We start from the raw sequence: 26,985 nt of genomic DNA, 5'->3' as shown, positions 1-26,985 counted from the left end.
CTTTCATTCCCATGACAATTCTGATCACCGCCATCCTGGATGCCGGGCGAAGCGCCGTCGACATCGCGATATTCACGTTTCTGCCGTTAATGATCGTGACATTCTCGCTGACGCGCTACCTCGAAAGTAGGAGCACGTTACGATTGCTCGCTGCCAAAGCCAATCCAATCTTCAGAGTCTTCGGTTTGGATGGCTTGGGTGTCTTGGCGGTCGTGCAGCTCAGCTTTGTGAGCTCGGCCGCTCCGATCGCGGCCCTGTCGCTTATGGTACACAAAAAGATACCAGACAAATTGCTTGCGGCAGCCTTTGCGGCAGTGCTTGCGGCGGCCCCGGCAAACGCGAGCTTGCCGCTTGCCACCATCGGGATCGATCCCGCTTGGATAATATCGAACGGCATTTGCGGTGCGCTCGTTGCTTCGACTCTAGCATGTTGGATCGTCGGCCGTCGTTCCTCTTCACCTGAAAGCATCTGTTCCGATGACGAGGCGGTCCGTCACGGCACGGGAAGGCTCGACCTGTTAGCAGCAATCAACCGCGGTGGCACCGATGCCATTCGGGTCATTGCTGCGATCCTGCCGGTGCTGGTGATCTCACTTGCGCTGATAAAGCTGATTCAAAATACCGGAGCACTTTCAGCGTTCACTTCCATTATTCGACCATTGCTCCGACTGCTCGGTATTTCCCAACAAGATGTTCTACTCTTCCTCACAAAGTTCCTGGCGGGATCGAGCGCAGCAGTGGCGCTGCTATTCGATATCCAAAAAGAGCTCCCGATTCCAAACGAGCAAATCATTCATAGTTCGGCATTTCTGCTCAATCCACTCGATCTTCCAGGTCTTTCGATTCTCATCGCTTCGGTGCCTAGACTCCGAAGCGTTGCAGTAGTCGCTATCTTGAGCGCGCTGGCCGGGATTATTTCTCGCATAGTACTGTTATCCTGGTTCTGAAACGCTGTGGTATCTCGCACGGTACGGAAGCAGAGCGCATCGTCATCGCCGGTCCATCGGGCTCGGGCAAATCGACGATGATCCGCTGCATCGACCGCCTGGAGGAACATCAGAAGGGCCAGATCATCGTCGACGGCACCGAACTCACCAACGATCTCAAGAAGATCGACGAGGTCAGGCGAAGAGGTGCCTCACCTTGCGTCCCATGATCTTATGTTCGTGCTTGGGGGGCCGCAGGATATGTGGGAAGAGGATAAATATCCATGGCTGCACATGGAAAAACAGGCGATCAAGGATTGGGTCGCAGAACGGGCGAAACCATACTTCGGCGTTTGCCTCGGTCACCAACTCCTGGCAGACTCGCTAGGTGGGAAGGTCGGCCTTTCAGACGTCGGCGAGCACGGAGTCTTCAATATCGATATCCCGCGCAATCCCAACCCGTTGGTGGCGGGGCTGTCCGAACGTCACAAGGTCGTCCAATGGCATATGGCCGAAGTCTCCGCCGCGTCGCCCGGCGCACAAATTCTCGGCAGTTCGGAAGTTTCGCCCATACAGGTCCTCGCCGTCGGCGAACACGCATTGTCGACGCAGTTTCATTCGGAGTGCGGCGCGCAATCGCTAATGACGTGGACGCAAACCCCCGGCTACATCGATATCTTCGAGGCCCACAAAGGAAAGGGCTCCTACGAGAAATTCCTCCGGCAAGCATACTCCGCCATGAGCGAAATCAACACGACAAGCGAACGCCTCTACGAGAACCTTGTCTCTGCAACGAAACTCGTCGCCTGAACCCACCCCGTCGTCTCAAAGCCGCAACGTGAGCTCTTTCGCCTTTGCGGCCTTGCAGGCTTCCTGCGAAAAGGCTTCGACCAGCCTGTCCTTCGATGAAAGCTGCCTGTAGATAACCCCGACATTTCGAGTCGGGGCCCCGTCGACGGCGATCTTCCGCAATAGAAGTCCCTCAGGCCAGGGTGGCAGCCAATCGGGGATCAGCGATACCCCGAGCCCGCGGCCCACAAGGACCACAATCGCCTCCAGGGAATCGAGCTCGTAGCGATCCAGGGGAGAAAGTTTCTCCCGCCGGAGATAGGCTTCGACGGTGCGTCCGCCCCAGTGCTTGCGATCGTAGCGAATGAACGGAGCCTGCCGCAAGATGGTTAGGACATCCGTCTCCTGTTCCGTCGAACTCGTGAGAACGATCAACCGGTCGCGCCGAAGTTCCCGCCAGACGTGCTCTTTAGATACGGCGAAAGGGGGTTCTACCAGGATTGCCGCGTCGAGCGTTCCGTCCAGCACTTTCTGATAGAGATCAACAGACTGACCAGGGTGAACGTCGACCAGGATTCCGGGGCGTGCCTCCTTCATAGCAGTCAGTATTTCCGGCAGAAGCCCCGTGATCATCGAATGAATGACGCCGACCCGTATCGTTCCCACCTCCTCGTTGCGAGTGGCGATCGCCTTTAGGCTCTCCGTTCCTTCGATCAGCTGGCGGGCCATTTCGAGTATCGCTACCCCCGCCTCGGTCGGCCGCGTCGAGTGTCCGGATCGTCGAAGCAGCACCGCCCCGACATCGGCCTCCAAAGCCCTGATCCGCTGAACTACGGCCGACGGGGTCAACGACTCCATTCGAGCGGCGGCAGCAACCGACGTCAGCTCGACGACATTGAGGAAAGTCTTTAGGAACCGGGTCTCCAAATTAAGAATTCCTGTGTTTTAAAGTCACGAAAACACATATTTTCTAATGTCGAAGTTAATGTCAATCTCTCCTCGATTTTCCGACCTAGAGGAATACGATGACTCTCCAATTCAACCGCGAAAGCCTTTCCGCAAGGCTGAAGACGGTAAAACCTTCGCCAACGATCGCGATCACCAGGCTCGCCGCAGAGATGCGTCGAAACGGAAAGAATGTCATCGCGCTTTCTCAGGGGGAGCCCGACTTCGATACGCCCGACCACATCAAGATCGCGGCCAAAAACGCCATCGACAGCGGCGAAACGAAATACACCGACGTCGATGGTACACCCGCACTCAAGCGCGCCATCGTCGACAAGTTCAAGAACGAAAACGGGCTTGATTACGAGGTGGCCAACATTTCCGTCGGCACCGGAGGCAAGCAGGTCATTTTCAACGCTTTCTCGGCAACACTCGACGAGGGTGACGAGGTTATCATTCCGGCCCCGTATTGGGTATCGTATCCCGATATGGTGTTGCTCACTGGCGGCGTTCCAGTCGCGGTCTCGTGCGACGAAAATTCCGGATTCAAGCTTACGGCGGAGGCGCTCGACGGCGCGATCACGCCGAGAACAAAGTGGCTGGTTCTCAATTCGCCCAGCAACCCTACCGGAGCAGGTTACTCCGCCGCGGAGTTGAAGGCTATCGCCGAGGTTCTGCTTCGTCATCCCCGGGTTTTGGTGATCACCGATGATATGTACGAGCATATCCGTTATGATGGTTGGGCATTCCATACGATTGCCGCCGTCGAGCCCCGGCTGCGCGAACGGGTGCTCACCTGTAACGGCGTGTCCAAGGCTTACGCGATGACCGGATGGCGCATCGGCTACGCAGGCGGTCCGGTTGACTTGATCAGGGCCATGGCGACCATCCAGTCGCAAAGCACGACCAACCCAAGTTCGGTGTCACAAGCCGCCGCTGTGGCGGCACTAACAGGCCCGCTCGACTTCTTGGCCGAACGCAATGCCGTCTTTCAAGACCGTCGCGATCTCTGCCTCGCCGCTTTCAGCGGCATCGATGGTTTGAGCTGCAAAAAACCTGATGGTGCCTTCTACCTCTTTCCATCGTGCGCTGGCGTCATCGGCAAACAAGCGCCGACTGGCAAGGTTCTTGTGACCGACGTCGATTTCGCGACCTACCTCCTGGAGTCCGTCGGCGTCGCCGTCGTGCCGGGTTCGGCTTTTGGCCAGGGGCCGTATTTTCGAATTTCCTTTGCGACATCGACGGATCGACTTCGTGATGCCTGCGAGAGGATCGCAGACGCGTGCGCGTCGCTCAAGTAAATAGCGAGGATTGAGCGATGGATTTGGGAATTGCAGGTAAGTGCGCACTGGTACTGGGCGCTGGCGGAGGCCTGGGCGGCGCGATCGCCGAAGCGTTGGCTGGTGAGGGCGCAAAGGTCGTTGTTGCGGACATCGACCTGGATGCCGCCGAACAGACGGCTAAGGCGATCACCTCCAAGGGTGGCGAAGCCTTCTCGATCAAGTGGGATATCAGCGATCTCTCCGTGATCGAACGGAACGTCTCGCTTATTGAGAGCCGCTATGACAACGTTGCGATCCTGATCAACAACACGGGCGGCCCGCCGCCAACACCGGTTTCCGGTCAGGCACCCGAACAGTGGTCAAAATTCTTCCAGTCCATGGTCCTCTCCGTAATCGCCCTGACAGACCGGGTTCTTCCCGGCATGAAGGCTGCCGGATGGGGTCGAGTTATCACGTCTACCTCTTCCGGAGTCGTGGCTCCGATTCCCAATCTCGGGCTTTCCAACGCATTGCGCAGCACTCTCGTCGGCTGGTCAAAGACGTTGGCCAAGGAGGTCGGCGGCGCGGGCATCACAGCCAACATCGTCCTGCCCGGTCGCATCGCGACCCCGCGGATTACCTTCCTCGACGAGCAGAAGGCGAAAAGGGAAGGACGGACCGTGGAGGATGTGGCTGCCGAAAGCACAGCGACCATCCCGGTCGGTCGTTACGGCAGGCCGAAGGAATATGGTGACACCGTCGCCTTTCTGGCGAGCGACCGCGCGTCCTTCATCACGGGCAGCATTATCCGTATCGAGGGCGGCATGATTGCAAGTATTTAACAACGGAAAGAACGAGGAAGATAAAGTCCCATGGCAACCGATGCAGAAATCAAATCCACGCTCGCGACCGTCACCACAGCCACGCTGACGACCATTCTCCTGAAGAAAGGCCTGCGCAATGTGTGGATGCGCGGAGCAATGCCGATCAAGCCCGGCCAGGGCCGCATCGTCGGTCGTGCCTTCACGCTCCGGTTTGTTCCTGCACGCGAAGACCTGGCGACACCGGAATCCTGGTCCTCTCCCAAGTCCACGCGCGCGGCCATCGAAGCCATGCCCGACGGTTGCATCGCGGTCGTCGATGCGATGGGCATCAAGGATGCCGGAATTTTCGGCGACATTCTCTGCGCGCGTATGGCGAAACGGGACGTCGCCGCGCTTGTCACGGATGGCGTGGTGCGCGATCTTGACGGCGTGGTTGGCACAAACCTGCCGGTATGGTGCTCTGGCGCGGCCGCCCCTCCGTCTGTCGCCGGCTTGACGTTCGTCGATTGGGACCAGCCCGTGGGCTGCGGTGGTGTTGCCGTATTCCCCAACGACGTCATCGTTGTCGACAACGACGGTGCTGTTGTCATCCCGGCAGCCATGATTGACGACATTCTCGAAGCCGCCACGGAGCAGGAGCGCCTGGAGGGCTGGATTATGCAAGAAGTCAACAATGGCGCAGCGCTGCCCGGCCTGTACCCTGCGAACGCCGAAAACAAGGCGCGCTACGAAGAGTGGAAGAAGAACAACGCCTGATAAACGGTCGTAGAGAGGCCAGGGTCGGTGCCGGCTCTGGCGCTTCTGAAAACATCAGGAAGGTCGCAGAATGGAAATCCTGCTAATCGGTGTAGCCGTCACCGCCCTTCTTTTGCTTCGCTGTGTCGATGCAACTTTGTTGAACTACCGACGCCAAAACTGGCGTCACGTCGAGGGCAGGGTTCTAGCCACTCGATATGTTGCATGCGATGAAAACATCTATCCGACTGCTGTCGTCTCATATCTCGCGAGTGGCGATTCCATAGAAAAGTTTGTGCGGCTCGCGGGCGTCGATCTCGGAGGGATCGAAGCAGGGAGCTCCGTCAAGCTGCTCTTACATCCGCGGGATCCAGAACGCTGTCTCGTTGACCCCTCTGACCGTGGCGATGGCCCGGGGGTGCCTGACGCGATGCACGGAGGGGAAAAGTCACCGCGGACCTTCGCCACCCGGCTGCATTCTGCATTTTGACTACGATCAGTTCCATAAGCTATCTTATGCGATCAAGATGTGTAGCGGGGTACATTCTATTTCCAAGTGCGACATGCCAGTAATTTCAATGGCTTCACTTTGGAGATTTTGGCATGTCTCGATGCTATACGCAGATCACCCTCGCCGACCGGCGACGCCTACATCAACTGGTGGCGGCAAAAGTTCCGGTCAACGAGATGGCCCGTCAGCTTGGCCGTCACCGCTCGACGATTTACCGCGAGATCAAGCGCAATACGTTTCGTGATTCGAAAGTTTTCTGGATTTTCAATTGCCGTAACGTAGGACACCGCCGTGACCGCGCCGATTCCCGGAATCGTCATCAATAGCTTCGTGGCTTCGCTCCGACGTGCCACAATGAGCAACTGGCGACCAAGATCGGCTGCGCGCTTGCGGATATCGTGCCAGGCCTCCAAAAGAGGCAAGATAATCTTCGCGAGCTCGTTGTTACCATCTAAAAGCTTCCGCACATCGCCATCAAAGACCCAACCCTTCCCTTTCGGGATGATCAGACCGAAGGTCTTCATCAGGCCGCGGATTTGATTGCCAAGTTGTGTTGAGATGTACAGGAGTTGTTCGCGGGCAGCCACCAATGTGCGGGCCATCATAGCGTCAAACGACTTGACGCGAACCGCTTTGTAAAAGCCTGCTTCAGCGAGTTGCGCTAAGCCATCCGCATCATTGGCGTCGGTCTTGTTGAGCGTCTCGTTCAGTACCTTTTGCGCGTGCCGCGCTTCAATGCAGATCGCCGGCACCCCCTCGGCCGTCAGGGCATGATAGAACCACGTCGACAACGGCCCTGTTTCAAAGACGACGCCCCTGACCTGCGGGGCGTGTTTGCGGATCACCTCAGCCAGGAGCTTTGGATCCGAAGGACACTTTCCCCGCCAGATCCGCTTTCCATCCTGTCGAATCGAAATCGCGGTATCTTTCAACGAAACATCAAGCCCAATATATTGGTTCACGGTTGCCTCCATCCGATGTTTGGGCCCGGTTCCAATCGAGAGCCCATGTTTCCATCTTATCGGGGGCAACCACCCTCGCCAGCCAAAATACGGCCAGGGCGCCCGCGCCGCGATTACTCCATGTTCGAGAACCGCGGCCCCAAATGCGCCCTGCTTGTCTATATCGATGACGCCACCGGCAAGCTCTTGCATCTTCGCTTTGCCGGATCGGAGAACACGTTCGACTATCTGCATGCGACGAAGGCTTATCTGCAGCAATGGGGCAAGCCGCTGGCTTTCTACAGCGACAAACATGGTGTCTTTCGATCGACGCATCCGTCGAAGAAGGACAGGACAAGCGGTCTGACGCAGTTCGGCCGGGCGCTCGATGAGCTCAACATCGATATCATCTGCGCCAACACCCCTCAGGCCAAGGGTCGGGTGGAACGTGCCAACCAGACATTGCAGGATCGGCTGGTCAAGGAGATGCGGCTTCGCGGCATCGATACGATCGAGGCTGCCAATGCCTATGCGCCTGAGTTCATGGCGGATTTCAACGCGCGCTTTGGCAAGCCGCCACGCAATCCGAAAGACATGCACCGACCGCTGGCCGATCATGAGAACCTCGATGGCGCCATGTGCCGCAAGGAAGTGCGCACCCTGTCGCAATCGCTGACGCTACGCTACGACAAGGTGCTGTTCATTCTCGATCCGACCGAGATTTCCAGGCCATTGGCAGGTCAGAAGGTCGTGGTCTGCGACTATCCAGACGGACGCCTCGAGATCATGCACGAGAGCTTCACCCTGCCCTACCGAACGTTCGACACGTTGCGCTCGGTGCATCGTGCGGAGGTCGTCGACAACAAGCGGCTGGACGACATGCTGTCGATCGTCGCCGAGATGCAGGCCGACCGCGAACAGCAGCGCAGCAAGAGCGGTCCGCGCCGCACCGGGCAGAAGGATCATATGTTTGGCATTCGGGACGGTAGCACAGCCAACGGCTATCAGAAGCGTGGTCGCAAGCCGGGGCGGCGGACGGATTTCATGAATGATCCTGAGGTGATTGCGCGGCGAGAGAAAGCGCTATTGAGGCAGCCAGCGGCGGAATAAAGATCGTCAATGCACGCCAATGTCGCTTTGCGTATCTGATTCCAGCTGCAGGCAGGCGGACCAAAGCGGCGTCTTGTGGAAGGCTCCGTCTTGAAGAAGCGTGAGCCCCTCTCGTGCCTCATAAAGCAGGCCCAGCCAGCACAGGCGCCGCAGGACACCATATTGGAGATCGGATTTCAGCTCCCAGGCTTCCAGGGTCATTTCGGTGTCGGACAGAGGTGCCATGTCTGGATAGAGAATCTTTACAACGTCCAATGGCGTGCAGCCCTCTCTCGCCTTGATATTGAGAAGATTGAGGAACATGCGCCACCAACGTAACCGAGCTTGTATCTCTTCTTGGCGCTCGGTGGCGTGGACATAGGAATAGAGATAATCCGTGGCGACGAGATCGAAGAAGGCTTGCGGGTTCATCAGGAACTCGCGGCCACGTCTGGTTGGCAGCAGCACATCCTTTTTCCGGCGGAGAAGCTTCAGATGGCGGGTCATGTCCCGCACGACCCAGAGCGGCGGCATGTCGCTTTCGTTCAGCACCTTGTTCACGCTGTAGAGGTCTTCGGCTGTGAAGTCGGGCCAGAGGAAGTTCACAGCGGCCCAATGCACGAACTTGCGGTTCATGGCGCCGGTCGCCGTCAATCCTATGCCACCCTCGCCGTCAGCATAGGCAACGGACAGAAGCATGCCGCGAAGAAGAGGTGACAGCGCGGCGACATCGACGTCACCCTGCAGCTTTATTTCCGGAAGCATCGTGCGGCTTTGATCCCTATCCGCCCCATGCGGTGTAAAGGAGTATCAGCCGGCGACGGAACAATTGCTACTGAGAAAGCTAAAGCCGAAGGGGTGCCTCTCACCCGCCCCCGCTCCGCCCTTTCAACCCGGCCCAGCCGGCCGGATCGGGGGCTGACCATCAGAGCCAGTGTCGCGTTTCTAACTGGCTGACAATGTCGCGCCTCTAGCCAGCTTTGACAAGATAATGGATCGCCAGACAGGCGAGCCGATCGCCGACCGTGAGGGGATAAGCGAACGAACCAGGCTGGAAGCCCAAGCCCTGGCTGATTTCCGCAACGGCATGTTGGCTCCTCCCGCAAAGGAGCGAATTTCCTCCAGGCTCGGGAAAATACGTCGCGCCTGGGAACTGCTCTCCGGGAAGCGCCAGCCACGGTAACTCGTCCGCGTTGTCCTTCGGATACCCATCAGAGCAACAGGCTCAACGGTCAGTCATGGCTTTCAATGCAGGGTGATCGCCCGCTCCGGCACTGCGATCTCCTCCGCGACGAGGCCATTGACGGCGACGGCCACTTCGTCGAGAGACCAGCCGACGCTGAGGTCATCAGGTGAAATTCGCTTCCGAGATATTCCTTGCAGTCTTGAAGACGATCCCCCCTACAGGAGGATTGGTCCGTATACTCTGTCACTTCGTCGCCACGACTTCCCCGCAGGGAATTGCAATGCAACATGTCACTACGTTCTGAAATTCAATGGGATGACTTCTTCGTATTCGCCGAACGGCCTGTTCAGGAGTTTTACAGCTTCGTGGGCAGAGAAGATGCGATTTCGGGCATATCCGGTCTTCTCTTCGAGAATGCCACTTTCCACCAGTTTGGCCATCGCGCCAGACGCCGCAGGGAACGAAACCGCAAGTAGCCCTGCCAGTCTTCCGACAGTGAGGACGGGGTATTCGTGCAAAACCTCGAGCGCCCGCCGAGCAGCGGACCCCTCACGGAAATTATCGCGCGTCAACCAGTCGTTCCGAAGCTCTGCGAGGTCTGCCCGTAGACGTTTCAGCTCGTGAACCGAATCCCGAATAGCGTTCGCCATGAAAACTGTCAGGGGCGAGTAATCCATCCGCTGTTGCGCCGCCTTCAGGCTGTCGTAATATCGCTGCTTGTTGTCTTCGATGAAAGGCGAAAGATAGACCGGTTCGTATCCTTCGGCAGCCATCATCACAGGTAGAAGCAGACGACCAACGCGACCGTTGCCATCGCGGAATGGGTGAACACCTTCAAAATGTGCGTGGGCGATGGCCATGCGCGTGATGAAGTCCTGGTTCATCGTCTGCATTCCGTCACCATGAAGGTAATGGACATGATCCTCCATGCAGGAATGGACAAACGCTGGCGGAGGCGGATTGTAGGTCGACCGACTGATGTCCCCACCACCGCCGATCCAGACCACTCGGTTCCGGAAGCTTCCCAGGGGGTCGCGATACTCGCTGTCTGACTTCATTGTCGATGTGTGCAAATCACTGATCAAGCCAAGGTCGAAGATGCTGGTGCCCCTCTCCTTGGCCAACGGCACGACCGTTTCGAGGGCGATGGCGTAGTCTCGGACTTGAGACGCCGCCTCACTGGCGTGGCCGTCTTCTTCTACAAGCAGCAGTTCGTCCAACGTACTGTTGGTTCCTTCGATGGAGGAACTGCTCAGTGCTTCTTTTCTCATTGGTATACGAGACAGCAGGTAATTGTCCGGCAGGTTCGCGGCTATGATGGCGGCTTCTCTGAGCGCTGCATGCGCTTCGCCGACCGGGACGGCCACCCCTTGCAATGGCACGCTATCTTCAGTCGGCGCAGGAGGGACGACGCCATAGTGGGCGTTGTATGGTTCAGCAAACCGCCGCAAGGTTTGCCTCACCGCTTCGGAAAGATCGTTCCTGTTCACCCACTTATCCTTTAACACAGCCACTGACGGCGAGATATATTAAATTTTACCGCATCAACCTTTAATAAGATAGCACTGCTCCCACCATTATTAAAGGTTTCTCGACAGAAGAATGCTAGCTGAAGTCGTAAGGCACAAAGCTCAGGCCTTGCCCTTGCGAAGAGTTGTCACGACCCTCATCGAGAGTGGTTTTCCCCGGGGAACAAGGAATTCTGAAACGGGTTTTCCTAGCAGTGACTCTGTCAGTTCGACGTGAGCTGACCGGGTTTCCGGTAGAGACACGCTCGTGGTCGAGGACAGAAACATCATCCGAAAGCGCAAATGGCTTGCCACGGTGAGGGGTATTGTCACCCACAGCGTGGGCGGCCCTGAAGTAGAGCATGCTCCATGTGATATGCTGCTTGGCAACGCCATTCTTCGTGTCGCTAGGTTGGATCAGTCCGTTTGCAGCACGGCGGCTGCGACAGTCACACTGGACGGCATTGAGCTTGATTGCGAAGATTGCAGGCGGCTCGCCCTGAAATACGGAGACAGTCTCGAAGTTCGCGAGTAACGACATCCGCGATTGGCACCCACCGGCGACGAGGTGATACCGGAACCGGCCAGCTTACCTGCGCGAAAATGGCATCCCTGCCGGCTCTCCGGCTATCGGAACTCAAATCCCCATGCCGTAGGATCGAGGTACTCGCGAGGCGGCAACATTTCGCCAATATCTACGGTGCGACGTTTAAACTCCACCGTTTCAAAGCTCTCCACCGCGCTCCACCCAGACCAGTAATCATCTTTCAGCGGTATACCATCCGACGTGATGCACTGTTTCTGACCTGCATCGGCCATATTCGGCGTTAAGTCATACCATGTGCAGTTCTCGCCAAGAAATTGGTCCTGTTTGCCCAGGTTTTCCATTTCGGTTGGAATGTCGAAACCAGCCCAGGGACGCTTTGGGTCCACAGGAGAACGAGCGGCTTCGAGCCTGCGTTCCCACTTTGATGACGAATACAAAATACCTTGATTTTCAAGCTCGTTCCAAACCATGACCCGGACCGACCCATCCTTGCCATCGCGTTGACGAAACCACCATGGATAATGTCGTAATAGCCTTACCGTGGACGTTCGGTTTACCGAGGGATTATCCGACGCCGTCGCAACTAATTTCGCCTCGAAGTCGATGGCACTCTGCGGGCGATCCGGGTAGTTGCGCAGAGGTTTGAGCCATGTGGTTGCATCAAATAGCTGTCGCGATGGCAACACGTCGGCTTCCGGGACAGGACCACGCTTGATTTCTGTCAGCCGCTCCTCGGTCATCACTTCACCTTGGGAAAAAAGGACTTTTGTTGCAACCTCGATTCCGTCGCTGGTCAAGCAGGTCAGCCAAACGGGTCCTTCTGACGAGGGCCTCCGAACTACTTGCCTCCAGCGGCAGTCCTCGCCACCCACGGTTTCAACTTCATTCGTTTCCTTCGTTTCTTTGATGCCTAATAGTCGCGCGACGGATCAGCCTGACGGATAGTGAAGTGATTTATCTCCTCCCCGCTCCTTTTGCTCGTCGACAAAACAATGTTCTGAGAGAAGTGGCCGTACCAGATATGCGTCTCGTCGCCCTTTGATTCCTCGACATGCGTCCAGCCGTCGTGGTGATTAACGATCCGCAAGCTGTCTTTCCCATCCCCATACGTCTCCCGCACGACCATCTTCGCACTGTAGTCTGGGATACTGGCATTGGGAAAAAATGGAACCTGGTCTGCATGCGCGGTGCCTGTCGCTAGCCCGACAGCGAGAACAAAAATCAAACGGCCCAAGTATTTATCCTCGCTAGGACTTTGCAGCCATCGGCAGCACTCGGCGCAGTCCCTGACAACCGAGGCCCGGGCAGCGCTAGAGACTCGATGTTGCATCCCTCTTGTCAAAGCCGTCTGGCGAAAGCATTCCTGCTGCACGCCCAGAATGCGCTGATGGAGTGGTTTACGTCTTGACCAAAGGTGCCCGCAATGATCGCAGACTTTAGCCGCTCGCCCTTGAAATCCCGCCCGCGGCGGCGGCTAAGTTGATGCACGGCTTGGTAAAGCTGCATGGACGGTGATCACACGGGGCTGCAGTCGTGAATGCGAACCCCTCTTCTAGGCGTCAGAAACAGCAGGCGTCCAGCCGGTCGTTGCCGCCCATCGATCCGCGCGACGGATGACCTGCCACAGGTGATCTTCCTTTGACGCCTGAGGCGGCTACCAACCAGAACAGTCCCCCGGCAGCAATACCGAACATAGCTATCTCTGCAAGTAATTCGACGGCTTCCAGCAATCCCCACCACGTCATCATCCCGTTTTGGTAGGTGATGTGATCATTCGTGTAGGCCTGATCCGGGCCGAAAAATACAGTCAGGCATAACCACGGGAAGGTCGCAATGGAGGCCCCCGCCATCGCACAATTTGCGGCTTAGGGAGGGCGAATGGCAAGCCATGTTCCTAAGCCCAGATGGCTCCGCTGAGCACCGGGTAATGTCGCCCGCCGAACTGATTGAGCTGCTCGAGCTTGAGGCGTTGCCGGAAGGAAGTCAGCGCAGCCAGATGGCCGTCATTGACCGAAAACATCTAACGGCTCACATCGCCCAGCGGCGCATCCCCCCAGCCAAGATCGAAAGATGTTCGGAAATAAGTGGAGCAATCGACTGAACGACAAAGTCGTGTCGCCGATTATTAAGGGTTACCAGCCGCATATTTACGTTCTGAAATGCATCATGGCAAAGTGCCAATCCGTGCGTGAGTGGCACGACTTGATCACCGATATCGTGCGCGATTGTCCACGGAATCGTAATGAGCCGAGCTTTGGCGGCTGCTTCAAATCGATCTGCTACGAAGCGGCGGATATAGGCGGGCACAAACGCCACAACGGACGCGACAGCATTGACTGTAACCAGACCGACTATATTTCGATCTCCTTCGGCGGCAAGCTGGATAGCAATGTTACCGCCAAGCGAATGACCTACGAGTAGAACAGGCAAGTTCGAGACGGCTGTCGCATGTCCGTAAAAGGCCCGTGCATCGTGCATCAGTCCTTCTTCCGAGGGATGCCCCTCATTTCCACCGTAACCGCGATAGTCTGCAACAATAATTTGGGCACCAAGCTGGTAAAGCGGTGCAACGAGGGGAGCGCATTGAGCTGCACTCCCGCTATTTCCATGGAAAAAGACGACGCAGCATCTGGCGTCGAGAGGCGCTTGTGTCGCCAGTCCCGAAATCGACAAACCGTCTGTTGTTGTGACAGTGATCGTATTGAAACATACGCCATCGTGTTGGCAGTCCACTGGCGGCACATCTTCGGGATAATAAAGTCGGGCGCCAACCTTCTTGTTTATCCCCGGTACCAATTTGCTCAAGAACATGTGCAGTTACCCATTTTCCAATACGTTCTCGAAACGGCCGGGAAGCGCTAGCAATTTCTCTAAGTCTTCCCACATAAACCAGAATTCAGGATTTTCTATCAGAAGATCCTGAAGACACCCTGCGCAAAAAGAATTGCAGGTTTCGACAAAATCCCTGGCGTGCATAAATCCATAAGGATCAACAACGCCATGTATTTTCATATGATTCCGATGAATGCTCATCGGAACACCTCATTGGTCCCAGGACTACCGTATAGCTGCATGCAAAGATTTTCCAGCGCGAAACCATCGGCTCCATAGGCGGACTCGACGGCCAATTTGCCATATGTTCCTGTCACACCTAGTTTTATGATAGCTGATGTTTTATCCGGGTATTGGATGCTCAGCGTTAGATACCCGTTGTCGATATTTCCGCTCAGTTCGCCTTGCAGTCCGCCGCCGAGTGAGATCGTCTTGCTGGTGAACTGCTCTCCAGAATTCGTGCCATAGAAATAGGCTACCAATCCCACCGCGATCGCTGCTCCGGCGGTTGACCAAGCACCTGCGAGAACCTTTGCTGTGTCCGAGGTGAGCGGGATAACCTCAGAGTAGCCATACATGCTTTCCGACGTTTTGATCTGGCAAACGACGCCGCGAGATGACAGTCGTCGACAACGCCGGAAACCTGATCCGAACCGGGATTCTTGCGGATACGATCCGCGGCTACAAGGGCAGCGGCCATAAGGGCGAGAAGGCCCGGTGGCTCCGCAACGGAGTCGCCTACGACGCAGGCGGACGCACAGGATCTGGCCGATGTCGGTCTGTCCGAGCTTGAATCCCTCGATCTTGTCCTGTCGTCGGCGATCTTCGGCTGGGCGAACCGCCTGATGCATACTCTTGGCGAACCCGTCAGGGATTGAAGCCCGACGGATAGTTCTTTAGGGCTGGCGCCCTTGGCCTCGAGCGGCCGGTGGAGGTTACGTGTTGGCAGCTTTCTGGCAGGAGTGACCACGACTGAACTGCGCACCTCGTGCCTGCTGCCATCGCGGAAAGACGAGAGGATTACCAATCAAACACCGTCGGGAGGCACAAAGAAGCAGTTAACGCGGTATTTCCCTTCCTTCCCCATTCCCGCAGCTTCAGAACGGTCGTCTGTTGGCTGAAGGCAGATGTGATAGTTATAGTCGTGAGACGGAAGCTTCTTTCCGTAGGGGATTACCAATAGCTGATTTCTGGTCACAAGATGATGGTCTCCCGGGTGAAGGTGAATTGAGAATCCGAACGGCCCTTTCGTGACGTCCGAACTCGGAATCGATTGGCTGTCACCATCGACATCGTTGCCATTGCAACAGGCGGGTGGGTAGGTCCAACCGCCAGCCGCTATGTGGGCATGGACCGCCCCCAGCGTAGTCCTTCGGCTTAGTGAGCCAGTTGGATTGTGCGCTCAATTCATGGTGCATGGGAAGCAATAGTTTGCGTGAACGCCCCTGGCTTCGTTGGACCGGGAGTTGGTGGCAATTGCTACATAACACCATAAATTTCCCGGAGAACAGGACCGGAAACCTGCCGCCGCAACCTCGAGATGAAATTGAATCGAACTCGGAAGAAAAATTCCTAAATCATTGAAAAATGATTCGTTTCGAGTCGGAACGAATCACCTTCGCACGTCTTTGAGTCGCGACTTAGTGATTCGGAGGATGCGTCCATGGCATCGGGACATCGCGCGCAGTGGAAGGGCTTCTTACGGTTTGGCGAGGTAAGCTGCGGCGTGGCGCTCTACACAGCCGCCAGCACATCCGAGCGCATCACGTTCAATACGATCAACGCGAAGACAGGCAATCGGGTCAACCGCGTGTTCATCGACAGCGAGACCGAAGAGCGCGTGGAGCGCGAGGCACAGACGAAGGGCTTCGAGATCGACAACGGGCAGTACATCATTATCGATCCCGAGGAAGTGGCCGCAACCATCCCGGAAAGCAACAAAACGCTCGAAGTGCAGGCGTTCATCCCCTGCAACGAGATCGATGACATTTTCTTCGACAAGCCGTATTACCTCACGCCTGACAAGATGAACGCCGACGCCTTTGTCGCCCTCCGCGAGGCCATGAAGAATTCGAATGTCGTGGCAATCGCGCGTGCCGTCCTCTTCCGGCGAGTCCGGACGGTGCTCATTCGCCCGCACGGCAAGGGCTTGATCGCCACCACGCTCAACTACGACTACGAAGTTCGCTCCTCGAAAAAGGCTTTCGAAAAGATGCCGAAGTTGAAGATCGAAGGCGAGATGCTCGACCTCGCAAAGCACATCATTTCAACAAAGAGAGGCGAGTTCGATCCGGCGACGTTTGAGGACCGGTACGAAGCCGCCCTGGCTGAGCTCGTGAAGGCGAAGTTGGAAGGCAAGGCGCTTCCGAAGCCGAAGAAGGTCGAGATTTCGAAGCCGAACGATCTGCTGGCCGCCCTTCGCGAGAGTGCCGGGCTTCTCAAGGCTGGCACGGTCTCCGACAACAAACCGAAACGCACTGCCGCCAACGCCAATAAAGGCGCCGGTCGGGAGCGCGCCGCGCGCGGAGTGGCCTCGAAAGCCGCCTCTTCCGGGGCTGCTCCGCGGCGCAAGGCCAGCTAGGGAGATCGGTCATGGCTCCGAGTTATTACTGGAAGGGCTATCTTAAGCTGTCACTCGTCACCTGCCCCGTGGCGATGACCCCGGCGACTTCGGAATCCGAGAAGGTTCGCTTCCATACGCTGAATAAGGCGACTGGGAACCGAGTGGTTTCGCAGTACGTCGACTCCGTGACCGGAAAGCCCGTCAAGGACGAGAACGAGGCCAAGGGCTACGCGCGCGGCGAGAGCGACTATATTATCCTGACGGAAGACGATCTCGACCGGGTCGCACTGGACACGGTGAAGACGATCGACATCGAAAAGTTTGTGCCTGCCGACTCAATCGAGTGGACCTATCTCGAGAAGCCGCATTACCTCATGCCTGACGACCCGGTTGGCAATGAGGCGTTCGCCGTCATCCGCGATGCCATGAAGGCGGATAAGGTATTCGGCGTCTCGAAGCTGGTGATGGGTCGCCGCGAACGCGCCGTCATCCTGGAACCGCGTGATGAAGGCATCATTCTTTGGAGCCTGCGGTTTGGCGACGAGGTGCGGCCAGAGGATTCGTACTTCGAGGATATCAACGAAGAGGCGGACCCCGATCTCGTTCCTCTCGTCCAGAAGCTCATCAAGCAGAAGTCGGCGCACTGGTCGCCGGAGATGGCCAGCGATCCGATACAGGATGCCCTGCTGAAGCTCATCGAGGAGAAGAAGAAGCTTCTCAAGCCGAAGAAGGCGGCCAAGGGAAAGAAGGATCAGGCCGCTCCGGCTTCCAACGTGGTCAACATCATGGATGCGCTTCGCAAGAGCCTCGAGGCCGACCTCAAGAACAGGAAGGCGGGTTGACATGCATCTGGCGGATACGAGGATCGAGCACGAAGCTGGCGGTTGGAAGATCGATTTCATCGGAGATGACGGCGACGCCGTTTCTGTGAGGGTCGCCGACGAGCACGCAGTCAGCGCTGATGAAGCCCTCGAACAGGCGAAGGCCGTGATGGTGCAGTTAACAGCGTTCGGTACCCGAGGCGGTGGTCGAAGCGTGAACACCTACGATGCCGCCAGCAACGGGAATTTCGACGACGATCTGCCCCTGCTCGATACCCGGCACTGAGTCCACCACGGCAAGGACTGGCAGCCCGTTGACGGTCGCCCCATCCGATGCAATGTGCTCCAGTATGCCCAAGAAGACGAAAACGAAGAGCGATGATCTCGAACTGATCAGAGAGTGGTCGCTTCCCCTGGAGGCGACGCTCGGATCGGCTGTCAGAGTGAAGGGAATCCTCCAGGAAATCCGATCTCGACTTCCTCCCGCGGTCAGGAAGTCGCTGGATATGCAGTCAGGCGAGCTTACTCTCGTCATGCCGGAAAATTCCAAGACTGCGTTTCGCGCGACCTCGTCGATTATCTCGGAATCGCTGCGGGGCGTCGCAGACCTTCCGATCATCCCGCGCGAGATTGAGGACATCCTGGGGATAACGGCTTCTGAAAGGAAGCGTTGGTTGGAGGACGGGCGTCTTCCAAGCGCTGGAACTCGAACAGTCAGGCTTCAGGGTCGAGCGCGGCGGATCACCTTCCACGTATTCGATCCGCGGGTTGTAGAGGATCTGCTCGATCGCGGGGCCGTGGATGAATGGCGCGAGGAAGACGCGGCGGCCAAAGCAGAAAACCGGAGGCGCGCCGCGTACCAGGCGAAGCTGACCCGTTCGCTGAAGAAACAAGACAAAGTCAAACAAGCTGATCCGAAAGTTGAAGACACTGCGACCGGATTGAGCGGTTGGGACGAGTTCGGGAGCGAAGGCCTGCTTCGCTAATACGTCGAGCGCACTTCCGGCTCTGAACTCACTGTCCCAAGCGACGCTTCGCAGCCTTCTGCTTTTTTACGCAACCTTCAACGCCTTCCCGGTAGTCGCCGAATGCGTTCCTACAGAACTTGAAGATCGGATCCTCCGAAATCGCCTTGCGAGTAATTTCGGTGTTCTTTTGTCGTAGACGACCTTCTGCAGGGTCGCGCATTCTAGCGCCTCCTTCTTGGGTTTCTCAGTCGAGCAAACTCGCATGACGTTTCGCTTCCATTGCTTAGCGCTTCGACGGAAATCGGAAACCCTCGGCCAGCCTCTCGATGGAAAAAAGCATCGAGGATCAGGCCCGACGCCGAGACGTCTATTCCTTTACACCTCGAAGACGTTGTCCTTATGCGGGAGAGATGCGAGACAGGACTTCGTGACGGTCAACGGTCCAGTCGTCCGCTGGGCGCCTTGCGCGCCCGGACGTTACTCACCCTCTTCACCCGTCTTCGGAAAGAGATGAGTGACATTGGAACCAGGGGTCTGAACCCTCGCTGCCATCTTCTTAATGCCGGTGCTGCGTTCGCCAGCAGCTTGTACGACCGAGGCAAATCCATCGCGCTGCCTGTAGTAGTCGGGTTTTTCCGGAAGACTGAGATCAAAATCGGCAAGCAGTCGCTCGATGAGGTCCATCGCCTTCGCCGCGACCACCGCATAGCCCTCCTGGCGTCGCTCGAAAAAGCTGTCGAAGCCTGGACCGGAGAGATCAAGGTTATCCAACGCGTTTCCAAGATTCGTCACCCGGTTCGATAACCATAAAGCCTCGTGGAAGAGCTCGTCGCCGAGGAGGCTCAAATCTTCAGCCGGTGGAAGGATAAGGACCGGATCCGGTGTGTGGAAGACGAATTCGCCTTCGTTGACTGGGTTGAACTCAGGCGTATCGTGGACGGCAGCGTATGCCGTGCCGACAAAATCGTCCAATGCCAGAGCTGTCAGCATCGCCGCGCTGCGCGCTTTGGCTTTTGGGTTCCGCGCGCGTCCAGCACTCGTCCACCGCAGTGCGCTCGGTATAATTGTGCCGGCGGCGAAACAGCCAGCCCCAATCATCGCTCCGACTAGCATGATGCCCTGAGTTGTTTCGAAGAACTGCGTCAACACTTACCTCGTAGAGTTCGAGAAGCGATTTGCATCGGTCGCACGCAGGACGGAATCAGTACCGGCTATTGCAGTGTGCCTCGCTTGAAAGCGATTAGGAATGCTCTCCCGAAGATGAGATCTCGACAGAGTAGATTCAAGGTGTGTCCCTATCCCCTATGCCCGATGACCCGCCGTCGAGCGACAAGACGATGGAAGTCAGCGATGCCGGAAGACGCCTTACCGCGTTGAACGCTCCGGGAAAACCATTCGACCGTAGTCCGAAAGCCCCCTTGAAGGCTGGATAAAGCCGATAGAGCGGAGCAATTCCAGGAAGACCGGGCCTGACGAATCAACCTCCATCCGACGCTTTCGGATGGAGATATACGTCAATCGAACTGCTCCTCGTGGCCGATTTGCTCCTGCACAGCGTCGCTGACATCGGGATCGTCCGCGGGATCGGGATCGGCGCTGGCGGCATCGTTCAGCGAATTTGCCGCTTCGATCAGCGCGACAACCATCTCCCGCGTCGCCCAACCAGCCTCGTTCCCCGATGCGATAATTTCCTCCAACACGTTTCGGGCCGCGGCCTTCGCTTCAACCAACCGATCCGCCGAGTCTTCACTGATCGGCGCCGGGAAGCGGAAGCCGACCGGTTCTGTCCATGGCTCGGTCAGAAGCCGTAGTTCGTCCCGACCGATGAATTCATCGGCGCCGGCCTCGCGATCCGGGTGTGATACGGAAATGTCCATCTCCTGCGGAAGCGAGAGCGCTTGTTTTGTGTTCATAATGCCTACGGGCACCTGTTTACCGCCATCGTTTGTCGCGGTCACTTCGACGATCTTCTTGTCCTCGGTCATGGGTGGGTCTCCTACCGAGGGCAAACTCATTGACTCACCTTCGGTTCCGGACGCGCGGCGTAAAGAAGTTTGCGAATAACCCCTTCAGGGCAGGCAATTAGTATAACAGGTTCTTCGACGTCGTGGTGGTAGACCTCCGAAGCTATCGACGAAATCCTGCGTGATGCCGACGATTCCGGCAATTTCATCATGGATGGCGGCTAGCGCAAGTATTTCGCCAGGAGGCTCGAACCGATTGGCCCCGTCGCGCCATTCGTCTTGAAGCGCGGACATGATGTCGAAGCCCTCGGCAGCGGCTTCAACAAGGAATTGATCAAAATGGTCCGGCAACCCACAACAGCATCACTGTCACCAACCATCAGAATTCCACTCCCCGAGACTTTGATCGCCCAATACTATACTGATGGCACCTACTGAACGAACGGATATGGATTTGCGGGATCAGGATGGCCGCTTTTGCGCCTATGCCAACCCTGTGGCCCGCGGGTTCCTTCCTCGGGGACATTCGTACGCCTGCCGGCGCCCGAAACTCTTCACGACAGCCGACCGTCCGCCAGGGGCACACTAACACTAAGAAGCGGAGCTCTGGCCACCATGGTCAGGGCGGCAGCCAAGCCTGAGTTTTTCGCAAACCGCCAGCGCTTGTTCCGGCGGGGGGGCGATGTCAACATAGCCCTGGCTCGTGGCTACGAAAGCCCGTATCCGCGGTTTTTATCGATGGGGTTCATATGACAACAGAAGCCGCCCAGATTAGTGCAACCCTGCTGTTGTTTGCCGCCATGATCGTGCCGTGGATCACGCGAAGATGGCCGCTCTGGGCGAGAGCCGCGTGGCGGGTGGCTGTGTTCATCGCTCTCACATATACGGTGCTGCAAATGGCAGGCTCGCCGCTTGCGCCGCAATTTGATGCCGCCCAGCCTGGCGACCGAGTGTGGCAGCAACTCATTGAGATCGGATGGTGGCTCGCTGCCGCCCAATGCGCGATCGGCATTGTCCGGTTGTTGGTGGTCTTCGAGACTAAGCCGCGAGAAACTCGGATCGTTTCCGATCTGATGGCTGGTGTCATCCATCTGCTGACGCTCTTCGCCGTTATCAATTTCGTCTTTGCCGTGCCGGTAGGTGGCCTTCTTGCCACCTCCGGCGTCATCGCGATCGTCTTGGGCCTGGCACTTCAGAGCAGCTTGTCGGACGTATTCTCCGGGGTCGCCGTTGGGATAGAGCGCCCGTATAGTCCAGGCGATCTGGTCTGGGTGGAAGGCGGGATCGAAGGCCGCGTCGTGCAGGTAAACTGGCGTTCCACACATATTGCCACGCTGAACGGGGACGTAGCGATCGTCCCTAATAGCGTGATGGCGAAGGCCCGTCTGGTAAACCACAGTTTGCCGACGAAAGTTCGCCGCGTGTCGATCACAGTGAAGGTCGCAGCAAACGAACGGCCCGATCGTTGCATGGCGGTCCTGAACGCGGCAGTCAAAACCTGCGTGTTGCTATCGGCGACGCCGCCTCCAAGCGTCGCCCGCAGCGAGCTTCAGGGCGACGGCGTTGCCTACGACATCAGCTTTACCATTCCCAGCATCGAAGTGTTCGTCGAGGCCCGCACCGAACTGCTAGGCCACATCCAATCCCATCTTCGCCACGCAGGCATTGCGCTCGCCGTTCCGGGCGTCCCGATCCAAGGGCGCTTGCAAGTTCCAACCGCAGTAACCCTCCTCGAGGAGTCAGACTGGTTCGGAGTCCTCGCCGATGCTGATCGAAGTCTCTTAGCGGACCAACTGGTCGAAGTGTGGTTCGCCGCTGGGGACCAGCTTATGAAGCGCGGTGACGATCCGAAAGTGCTCTTCATCGTGGCATCGGGCACCGTCGAGATCACCGATGGTCTGCCCGGTTCGACCGAAGTAATCTTCCGACTGGGTCCTGGTGGCAGCCTTGGGGCAATCGGCATGATCACAGGTACACCCTACGCAGCAACGGCTACTGCATTGACGCCCGTGACCGCTTACAGCCTCGACAGAAAGGGCGTAGGGGACGCTATTGCGGCGCGCCCGGATCTGGTCAAGAGCCTAGAAGTGTTGGCTCGCAGAGGGCAGGAACTGAACCGCAGGGACGTGGTTGCGCGTCAGGCCGACTATGCTGAACCGCCCGAGATGTTTCTGTCGAAGCTTCGTAGTTTTCTGCGAAAAATTTCTGAGAGCCCGCGCGACGAAGACCAACGGCGACACCGCTCGTAACCTCGCCAGAGCATCCTCGGCGCCGTCCCGACCTTCGTGGTGGGTCCATACCCGAAATTCGAGAATGCTGAACAAAATTCGGGAGCACGCCAACAAGCAGAAATCGCATGAGCTTGATCTCTACTATGGAACCTCAGCATAGCGGATGATGCTCTGATTTTGTACGTTGGCGACTAATTCATCAGAGCGAGACAAAAATCGGCGGAGCAAAGGTGAGGAATTTGAATCGTTGTATCCTAAGGTGAGATCAATTGTCGGAGGCACACCCTCAAGTGCTCTAGCAACGACATTTGGCGTCAGCATATTTTGCGCATAAAGCGGAATAAGCGTTATTCCACCTGTAGACACGACGAGCGACATTGCTGATGGTAGGCCTTCGCCTTCGTACTCTGCCTTGAGTGTGATCCCAACGTTCGACGCGTAATCTTGGATCACGGATTGCAATACGGGAGAAATTCTAGCCGAACTGACGTAAGTTTCGCGGGCAAGGTCCTGCGGCCGGATCTTTTTGCGCGACGTCAAGCGATGGTCCGCCGGCAGCACGGCGATCAGTGGCTCCTTGGCTAAAAACTTGAAGGACACACCAACACTTTGCGTCTCGGGGCGAAGGAAAGCGACGTCCAGCTTGCCTCGCATCAGTGCCAGAGCAAGGTCCGGGGAAGACTGACTGGACAATATGATTTCAACCTCCGGCGCTTCCTCGCGAATGATGCGCAATGCATGGGGTAGCCACACGACCTCTTGCCCTGCGAGAAAACCGATAACGAACGACTGCTTTTCCGGCCGTTCTGCCCGCCGGGCCCCTTCCGCAGCCGCCTCGACTTGCAATAACGCCAGCCGCGCGTGATCAAGAAACACTTTACCGGCGGCGGTGAGCGTCACGCCGCGCGACTGCCGTTCCAACAGTTTTACACCGACTTCGGTTTCCAGATCGCGAATTTGCCTGCTGAGTGAGGGCTGGGAGGTGTGAAGCCGCCGCTCTGCTGCGGTCAGTAAGCTTCCCTCCTCCGCAACAGCAACAAAATAGCGCAAATGCCTCAGTTCCATCGGGCCCTCGCTATACCTTTAAGGCATAGCTCGAACGTACAAGGTATTTGTCCTTGATAAAAGGGGGTTTTAATTAACGTCGCGATTTCGAGATCTAATCGAACGCGCTTCATCGGAGTATTTCGCAACCAGCTCTGTCCAATCGGAGAGGAAACGCTAAATGTCTAAAAGCCTATTGTAGTAGCGCGTGGAAGAATGGCTCTAATTGATTGATTATGATCTTCAAATGAATGTTTAACGAGGCAGATGGAGCGACTCAATGCCTACAATCACTACCACGGACGGCGTAAACATCTTCTACAAGGACTGGGGCTCAGGCCAGCCGATCGTTTTCAGCCACGGTTGGCCGCTGACAGCGGACGACTGGGATGCCCAGATGACGTTCTTCCTTCAGCACGGGTATCGGGTGATCGCCCACGACCGGCGCGGCCACGGCCGGTCCGACCAGCCCAGTACCGGCAACGACATGGACCACTGGGTTGCCGACCTCGCGGCCCTGACTGAACACCTCAACCTGCGCGACGCGATCCATATCGGGCACTCGACAGGTGGCGGTGAGGTAGCTCGCTATGTCGCCCGCCACCCGGAGCGGGTCGCGAAGGCGGTACTAGTCGCTTCCCTGACGCCGAACATGTACCGGAGCGAGAACAACCCGTCCGGTCAGCCGCCGGAGTGGTTCGAAGCGATCCGCGCGGGCGTGCTGGGCAACCGGTCGCAGTTCTTCCGGTTCGTCCCTGAGAACCCGTTCTACGGTTACAACCTCGACGGGGCCGAGCCTTCGGAGGCAATCATTGCGAACTGGTGGCGCCAAGGCATGGCCGGCGGTGCCCTCGCTCACTACGCGACTGTCGACTCTTGGCTGGAAGATTATACCGAAGACCTCAAGAAGATCATCGTGCCGGTGCTGGTGATGCATGGCGAGGCCGATCAAGTCGTCCCGTTCGCAAGTTCTGTGCCGCGTGCGGTCGACCTGCTCAAGAACGGGTCGCTGAAGACCTATCCGGGCTACCCCCATGGCATGCTGACCACACATGCAGATGTCCTCAACCCCGACCTGCTCTCGTTCATCAGGTCTTGACGACATCGACCGGACCGCGGCCTTCACCCAACGTCGGCCGGACGATCTGTCACCCGGCAGTGCCGGGTGACACCTGTCGCCATCGACATGCCAGCATGGTTGGCGTTGCTGCCGTCTTTGAGTTTTATGGCGCTCAGCTCGATGGCAGCTTTTGGGACACTGAACATAGTGTCTGAACGGCTGAATTGGGGGGGCGCAAAGTTGCCATTTAAAAGCCGTGCTCGGTGGAGCGGTAGGCCGCAAGTGGTACATTCCTTCAATGGAAGATCCGGCTCTTCACCTTGAGCTGATCAATATCAAGGTCCGGAACGAAAATGTCCCTCGGTGTTGGCGCTGCCGGGTCTCTGCCGGACGAGGACGAGGCCAGCGGTCATCAACCAGCGACCATCCCGTGCGTTCATAGCTTGCGCGCAATTGACGATCCGGCGCTCCGTCAGGGTCTTCCGAAGGAAGGCGACGGGGTGTTCGCGTAGCGTCAACCCGACATGACTGTAGTCCTGGACACGTTGTGCCCTTCCGTCATTTGACGGAGGACGACCTCAGGTTCCTGCTGCTCGGCGATCGCGCATGGGATTCCGGGAATCCATAGCTGCCGAATCCTTCAAGCTGGCTGAACGTCTTCTCGGCAAACTCGGCCGCGTACGCCACGCAAATGCCTCGGCTATCGAACACCTGACGTTTTCGTTTGAACGCAAGAGATCATGCTGGAGGAGACCGAGGTGACGCGCGGTTTGGCCGGTCGCTATGTCGACACCTACGCTTATGCGGATAGTCGCCTGGATGTGCGGTGGAAGGGATATTCCCTGCCCTGCTATTCGACAACGATCAGCGGGTGACGCACGGCTGATTCCCTGCCCCTATACACGCCCATGTTGCACTTGGCATAAAGTGTCCTGTTTCTGCAAAGTTGGAGATCGTCCGCTGGCGGGCGGCAGGCACAGCGTTGATGTTGACTTGACCAAATTAACCTTCGCGCACGAAAAGCTGAGGGCGCGGCCGCAAGAAGCTCTGGCGGCCATTTTTCCAGCCCGTGACCGCGGGCGCTATGATCGCAACGGCATCGGCAGCCGACGAGGCGTCGAAGAGGACGACATCTGCGGCGTTGCCGATTGCAACGCCGTAGCCCTCGGTTCCTAGGAGGGTGGCAGCCTGCGTCGTGGTCATAGCGAAGACGCCGTCGAGGCCATCGGCGGTGCCGATCTGGGCGATGTTGGCGTAGAGATTGGCCATACGCATCAAGCTGACGTCGCCGAAGGGCGTGAATGGGTTCAGGACATTGTTGGTGGAGATGGTTGTAACGACGCCGAGCGCTGCCAGGCGGTGGGCGGGCGTCACGCCGCGCGGGATGAGATGGGTCGAATTACGGCCGGTCAGGAAGAGATCCGTGGACGGCAGGACGGTTAATGCGATACCGGCCTCGGCAAGACGGCGGCCGATCGTCTCCAGCTCTTCCGGTGGCAGTGCCGAGAGCTTGGTGACATGGCCGACCGAGACGCGTCCCTGGTAGCGGCGCGCGACAGTCTCGGCGATGACAGTCGGAAGATTAGATCCTGAGGGGTCGAGGTCGAAATCGAGGTGGAAATCGACGGCGACGTCGTGGCGCATGGCGAGGTCGAAGATGCGGCGGATGTGTTCGGCGGGCTCCGGATCGGTGTAGGGGCAGCCCCCCACCAGATCGGCACCTGTCCTCAGCGCCTGTTCCAGCATCGCCTCCGTTCCAGGATCGTTTGTTAGGCCCTCCTGGGCAAAGGCGCAGATTTCGATGTCGATAAGGCTGGTATGGTCGGCCTTTAGATGCTTGATCGCCTCGAATGAACGGAAGCCGGCGCGGGGGTCGATTTCGACAAAGGTGCGCAGCCGGTTCGTGCCGTTGAGGACTGCCTTTTCGACCACTGCAGCAGCACGGGCATAGACGTCTTCCTCGCTAAAGGCGGCCTTGGCCCGGGAGGTTTCGCTGACAGCCTCCGCGAGCGTCCCGGTGCAGAGATTGCAGCGGCTGATGATGCCAGCCTTATCGAGGTGGATGTGGGTTTCGATGAGACCGCCGCAGGCGAGTTTCCCCCCCGCATCATAGTGCGGTGCGTCGCAGACGAAATGAGGCGCGATCGCCGCGATGCGGCCCGCCTCGAAGGTGATGTCCGTCGGTTCGATCATGCCCGGCAGTCGGGCATTGCGGATCACAAAATCGATCGCCATGGGG

General features: G+C 57.5%; 26 protein-coding genes and 7 pseudogenes. 17 read left to right on the top strand and 16 right to left on the bottom strand.

Annotated features, from left to right (window positions below; translation table 11 throughout):
- Window positions 1-11 precede the first annotated feature (11 nt).
- From EFD55_RS09195 to EFD55_RS09185, 3 genes and pseudogenes are all read left to right on the top strand, one after another.
- Window positions 12-947, top strand: coding sequence for a nucleoside recognition domain-containing protein (locus EFD55_RS09195; RefSeq protein WP_125844497.1), 936 nt, complete (start codon window positions 12-14; stop codon window positions 945-947).
- A gap of 32 nt (window positions 948-979) precedes the next feature.
- Window positions 980-1,129: pseudogene (locus EFD55_RS09190) on the top strand (ATP-binding cassette domain-containing protein); the annotation flags it as partial.
- 31 nt (window positions 1,130-1,160) lie between these two features.
- Entirely contained in the window at window positions 1,161-1,736 is a 576-nt protein-coding gene (locus tag EFD55_RS09185) for a type 1 glutamine amidotransferase (protein WP_125844495.1), read from the top strand.
- 15 nt (window positions 1,737-1,751) lie between these two features.
- Here the strand turns inward: EFD55_RS09185 and EFD55_RS09180 are convergent, their stop codons facing one another.
- Window positions 1,752-2,642 carry a LysR substrate-binding domain-containing protein gene (locus tag EFD55_RS09180; protein WP_125844492.1) on the bottom strand — a complete coding sequence of 297 codons (891 nt, stop codon included), beginning with the start codon at window positions 2,640-2,642 and terminating at the stop codon, window positions 1,752-1,754.
- Between the two features lie 98 nt (window positions 2,643-2,740).
- Here EFD55_RS09180 and EFD55_RS09175 point away from each other — a divergent pair, with 98 nt between their 5' ends.
- The 4 genes and pseudogenes from EFD55_RS09175 to EFD55_RS09160 form a co-directional block, all read left to right on the top strand.
- Window positions 2,741-3,961, top strand: coding sequence for a pyridoxal phosphate-dependent aminotransferase (locus EFD55_RS09175; protein ID WP_125844490.1), 1,221 nt, complete (start codon window positions 2,741-2,743; stop codon window positions 3,959-3,961).
- A 17-nt stretch (window positions 3,962-3,978) separates the two neighbouring features.
- On the top strand, window positions 3,979-4,764 hold the full coding sequence (locus EFD55_RS09170; protein WP_125844488.1) for an SDR family oxidoreductase: 786 nt from the start codon (window positions 3,979-3,981) through the stop codon (window positions 4,762-4,764).
- Window positions 4,765-4,794: 30 nt separating this feature from the next.
- Entirely contained in the window at window positions 4,795-5,502 is a 708-nt protein-coding gene (locus EFD55_RS09165) for a ribonuclease activity regulator RraA (protein ID WP_125844486.1), read from the top strand.
- 582 nt (window positions 5,503-6,084) lie between these two features.
- Window positions 6,085-6,246 (top strand): annotated as a pseudogene (locus tag EFD55_RS09160) (helix-turn-helix domain-containing protein); the annotation flags it as partial.
- Here EFD55_RS09160 and EFD55_RS09155 read toward each other — a convergent pair.
- Window positions 6,220-6,954 (bottom strand): annotated as a pseudogene (locus tag EFD55_RS09155) (IS110 family transposase); the annotation flags it as partial. The pseudogenes EFD55_RS09160 and EFD55_RS09155 overlap by 27 nt on opposite strands.
- Window positions 6,955-7,077: 123 nt before the next feature.
- Here EFD55_RS09155 and EFD55_RS09150 point away from each other — a divergent pair.
- Window positions 7,078-8,043: pseudogene (locus EFD55_RS09150) on the top strand (ISNCY family transposase); the annotation flags it as partial.
- 6 nt (window positions 8,044-8,049) lie between these two features.
- Here the strand turns inward: EFD55_RS09150 and EFD55_RS09145 are convergent.
- Window positions 8,050-8,787 carry a hypothetical protein gene (locus tag EFD55_RS09145; protein ID WP_125844485.1) on the bottom strand — a complete coding sequence of 246 codons (738 nt, stop codon included), beginning with the start codon at window positions 8,785-8,787 and terminating at the stop codon, window positions 8,050-8,052.
- 714 nt (window positions 8,788-9,501) lie between these two features.
- Window positions 9,502-10,698 carry a Fic family protein gene (locus EFD55_RS09135; protein ID WP_125844482.1) on the bottom strand — a complete coding sequence of 399 codons (1,197 nt, stop codon included), beginning with the start codon at window positions 10,696-10,698 and terminating at the stop codon, window positions 9,502-9,504.
- Window positions 10,699-10,984: 286 nt separating this feature from the next.
- On the opposite strand from EFD55_RS09135, the gene EFD55_RS34295 reads away from it, so the two are divergent.
- On the top strand, window positions 10,985-11,251 hold the full coding sequence (locus EFD55_RS34295; protein WP_020397472.1) for a hypothetical protein: 267 nt from the start codon (window positions 10,985-10,987) through the stop codon (window positions 11,249-11,251).
- 92 nt (window positions 11,252-11,343) lie between these two features.
- On the opposite strand, the gene EFD55_RS33695 is transcribed toward EFD55_RS34295, so the two are convergent.
- From EFD55_RS33695 to EFD55_RS09105, 6 genes are all read right to left on the bottom strand, one after another.
- The gene (locus EFD55_RS33695) at window positions 11,344-12,060 is read right to left on the bottom strand and encodes a hypothetical protein (protein WP_245438437.1); all 717 of its coding nucleotides are present in this window, start codon (window positions 12,058-12,060) and stop codon (window positions 11,344-11,346) included.
- 113 nt (window positions 12,061-12,173) lie between these two features.
- Entirely contained in the window at window positions 12,174-12,497 is a 324-nt protein-coding gene (locus EFD55_RS33690) for a hypothetical protein (RefSeq protein ID WP_245438436.1), read from the bottom strand.
- Between the two features lie 325 nt (window positions 12,498-12,822).
- On the bottom strand, window positions 12,823-13,113 hold the full coding sequence (locus tag EFD55_RS09115; protein ID WP_245438434.1) for a hypothetical protein: 291 nt from the start codon (window positions 13,111-13,113) through the stop codon (window positions 12,823-12,825).
- 44 nt (window positions 13,114-13,157) lie between these two features.
- Window positions 13,158-13,283, bottom strand: a complete 126-nt coding sequence (locus EFD55_RS34100; protein WP_281039982.1) for a hypothetical protein — start codon at window positions 13,281-13,283, stop codon at window positions 13,158-13,160.
- An 8-nt stretch (window positions 13,284-13,291) separates the two neighbouring features.
- Window positions 13,292-14,074, bottom strand: a complete 783-nt coding sequence (locus EFD55_RS09110) for an alpha/beta hydrolase (protein ID WP_125844481.1) — start codon at window positions 14,072-14,074, stop codon at window positions 13,292-13,294.
- 218 nt (window positions 14,075-14,292) lie between these two features.
- Window positions 14,293-14,673 carry a hypothetical protein gene (locus EFD55_RS09105; protein WP_125844479.1) on the bottom strand — a complete coding sequence of 127 codons (381 nt, stop codon included), beginning with the start codon at window positions 14,671-14,673 and terminating at the stop codon, window positions 14,293-14,295.
- Window positions 14,674-14,841: 168 nt separating this feature from the next.
- Between EFD55_RS09105 and EFD55_RS09100 the strand changes: the two are divergent.
- From EFD55_RS09100 to EFD55_RS09075, 5 genes and pseudogenes are all read left to right on the top strand, one after another.
- Window positions 14,842-14,973 (top strand): annotated as a pseudogene (locus EFD55_RS09100) (peroxidase-related enzyme); the annotation flags it as partial.
- A 785-nt stretch (window positions 14,974-15,758) separates the two neighbouring features.
- The gene (ku, locus tag EFD55_RS09090) at window positions 15,759-16,676 is read left to right on the top strand and encodes a non-homologous end joining protein Ku (protein ID WP_125844477.1); all 918 of its coding nucleotides are present in this window, start codon (window positions 15,759-15,761) and stop codon (window positions 16,674-16,676) included.
- A gap of 11 nt (window positions 16,677-16,687) precedes the next feature.
- Window positions 16,688-17,500 (top strand): non-homologous end joining protein Ku, encoded by an 813-nt coding sequence (gene ku, locus EFD55_RS09085; RefSeq protein ID WP_125844475.1) that lies wholly within the window; start codon window positions 16,688-16,690, stop codon window positions 17,498-17,500.
- A gap of 1 nt (window position 17,501) precedes the next feature.
- Window positions 17,502-17,765 carry a hypothetical protein gene (locus EFD55_RS09080; RefSeq protein WP_125844473.1) on the top strand — a complete coding sequence of 88 codons (264 nt, stop codon included), beginning with the start codon at window positions 17,502-17,504 and terminating at the stop codon, window positions 17,763-17,765.
- Between the two features lie 64 nt (window positions 17,766-17,829).
- Complete coding sequence (locus tag EFD55_RS09075) at window positions 17,830-18,465, top strand: hypothetical protein (protein WP_125844471.1); 636 nt, start codon at window positions 17,830-17,832, stop codon at window positions 18,463-18,465.
- A gap of 28 nt (window positions 18,466-18,493) precedes the next feature.
- Here the strand turns inward: EFD55_RS09075 and EFD55_RS33090 are convergent, their stop codons facing one another.
- The 3 genes from EFD55_RS33090 to EFD55_RS34290 form a co-directional block, all read right to left on the bottom strand.
- Window positions 18,494-18,667 (bottom strand): hypothetical protein, encoded by a 174-nt coding sequence (locus tag EFD55_RS33090; RefSeq protein ID WP_164737561.1) that lies wholly within the window; start codon window positions 18,665-18,667, stop codon window positions 18,494-18,496.
- Window positions 18,668-18,924: 257 nt separating this feature from the next.
- Entirely contained in the window at window positions 18,925-19,593 is a 669-nt protein-coding gene (locus EFD55_RS09070; RefSeq protein WP_125844468.1) for a hypothetical protein, read from the bottom strand.
- A 368-nt stretch (window positions 19,594-19,961) separates the two neighbouring features.
- Window positions 19,962-20,432: a hypothetical protein gene (locus tag EFD55_RS34290; protein ID WP_376774095.1), complete on the bottom strand. Its 471-nt coding sequence runs from the start codon at window positions 20,430-20,432 to the stop codon at window positions 19,962-19,964.
- 728 nt (window positions 20,433-21,160) lie between these two features.
- On the opposite strand from EFD55_RS34290, the gene EFD55_RS09050 reads away from it, so the two are divergent.
- On the top strand, window positions 21,161-22,660 hold the full coding sequence (locus EFD55_RS09050) for a mechanosensitive ion channel family protein (protein WP_125844466.1): 1,500 nt from the start codon (window positions 21,161-21,163) through the stop codon (window positions 22,658-22,660).
- 123 nt (window positions 22,661-22,783) lie between these two features.
- Here EFD55_RS09050 and EFD55_RS09045 read toward each other — a convergent pair whose 3' ends face one another.
- A complete protein-coding gene (locus tag EFD55_RS09045; RefSeq protein WP_125844464.1) occupies window positions 22,784-23,707 on the bottom strand; it encodes a LysR family transcriptional regulator in 924 nt (307 codons plus the stop codon).
- 259 nt (window positions 23,708-23,966) lie between these two features.
- Here EFD55_RS09045 and EFD55_RS09040 point away from each other — a divergent pair, with 259 nt between their 5' ends.
- Entirely contained in the window at window positions 23,967-24,785 is an 819-nt protein-coding gene (locus EFD55_RS09040; RefSeq protein ID WP_125844462.1) for an alpha/beta fold hydrolase, read from the top strand.
- A 329-nt stretch (window positions 24,786-25,114) separates the two neighbouring features.
- On the opposite strand, the pseudogene EFD55_RS09035 reads toward EFD55_RS09040, so the two are convergent.
- Window positions 25,115-25,350: pseudogene (locus EFD55_RS09035) on the bottom strand (hypothetical protein); the annotation flags it as partial.
- 107 nt (window positions 25,351-25,457) lie between these two features.
- Here EFD55_RS09035 and EFD55_RS09030 point away from each other — a divergent pair.
- A pseudogene (locus EFD55_RS09030) lies at window positions 25,458-25,626 on the top strand (ISNCY family transposase); the annotation flags it as partial.
- A gap of 122 nt (window positions 25,627-25,748) precedes the next feature.
- On the opposite strand, the gene EFD55_RS09025 reads toward EFD55_RS09030, so the two are convergent.
- The gene (locus tag EFD55_RS09025; RefSeq protein WP_125844460.1) at window positions 25,749-26,981 is read right to left on the bottom strand and encodes an amidohydrolase family protein; all 1,233 of its coding nucleotides are present in this window, start codon (window positions 26,979-26,981) and stop codon (window positions 25,749-25,751) included.
- Window positions 26,982-26,985: the final 4 nt, after the last annotated feature.

It is taken from the genome of Rhizobium pisi, from assembly GCF_003938655.1.
Lineage (GTDB): Bacteria > Pseudomonadota > Alphaproteobacteria > Rhizobiales > Rhizobiaceae > Rhizobium > Rhizobium pisi.
This window is presented reverse-complemented; position numbering and strand designations above follow the sequence as displayed.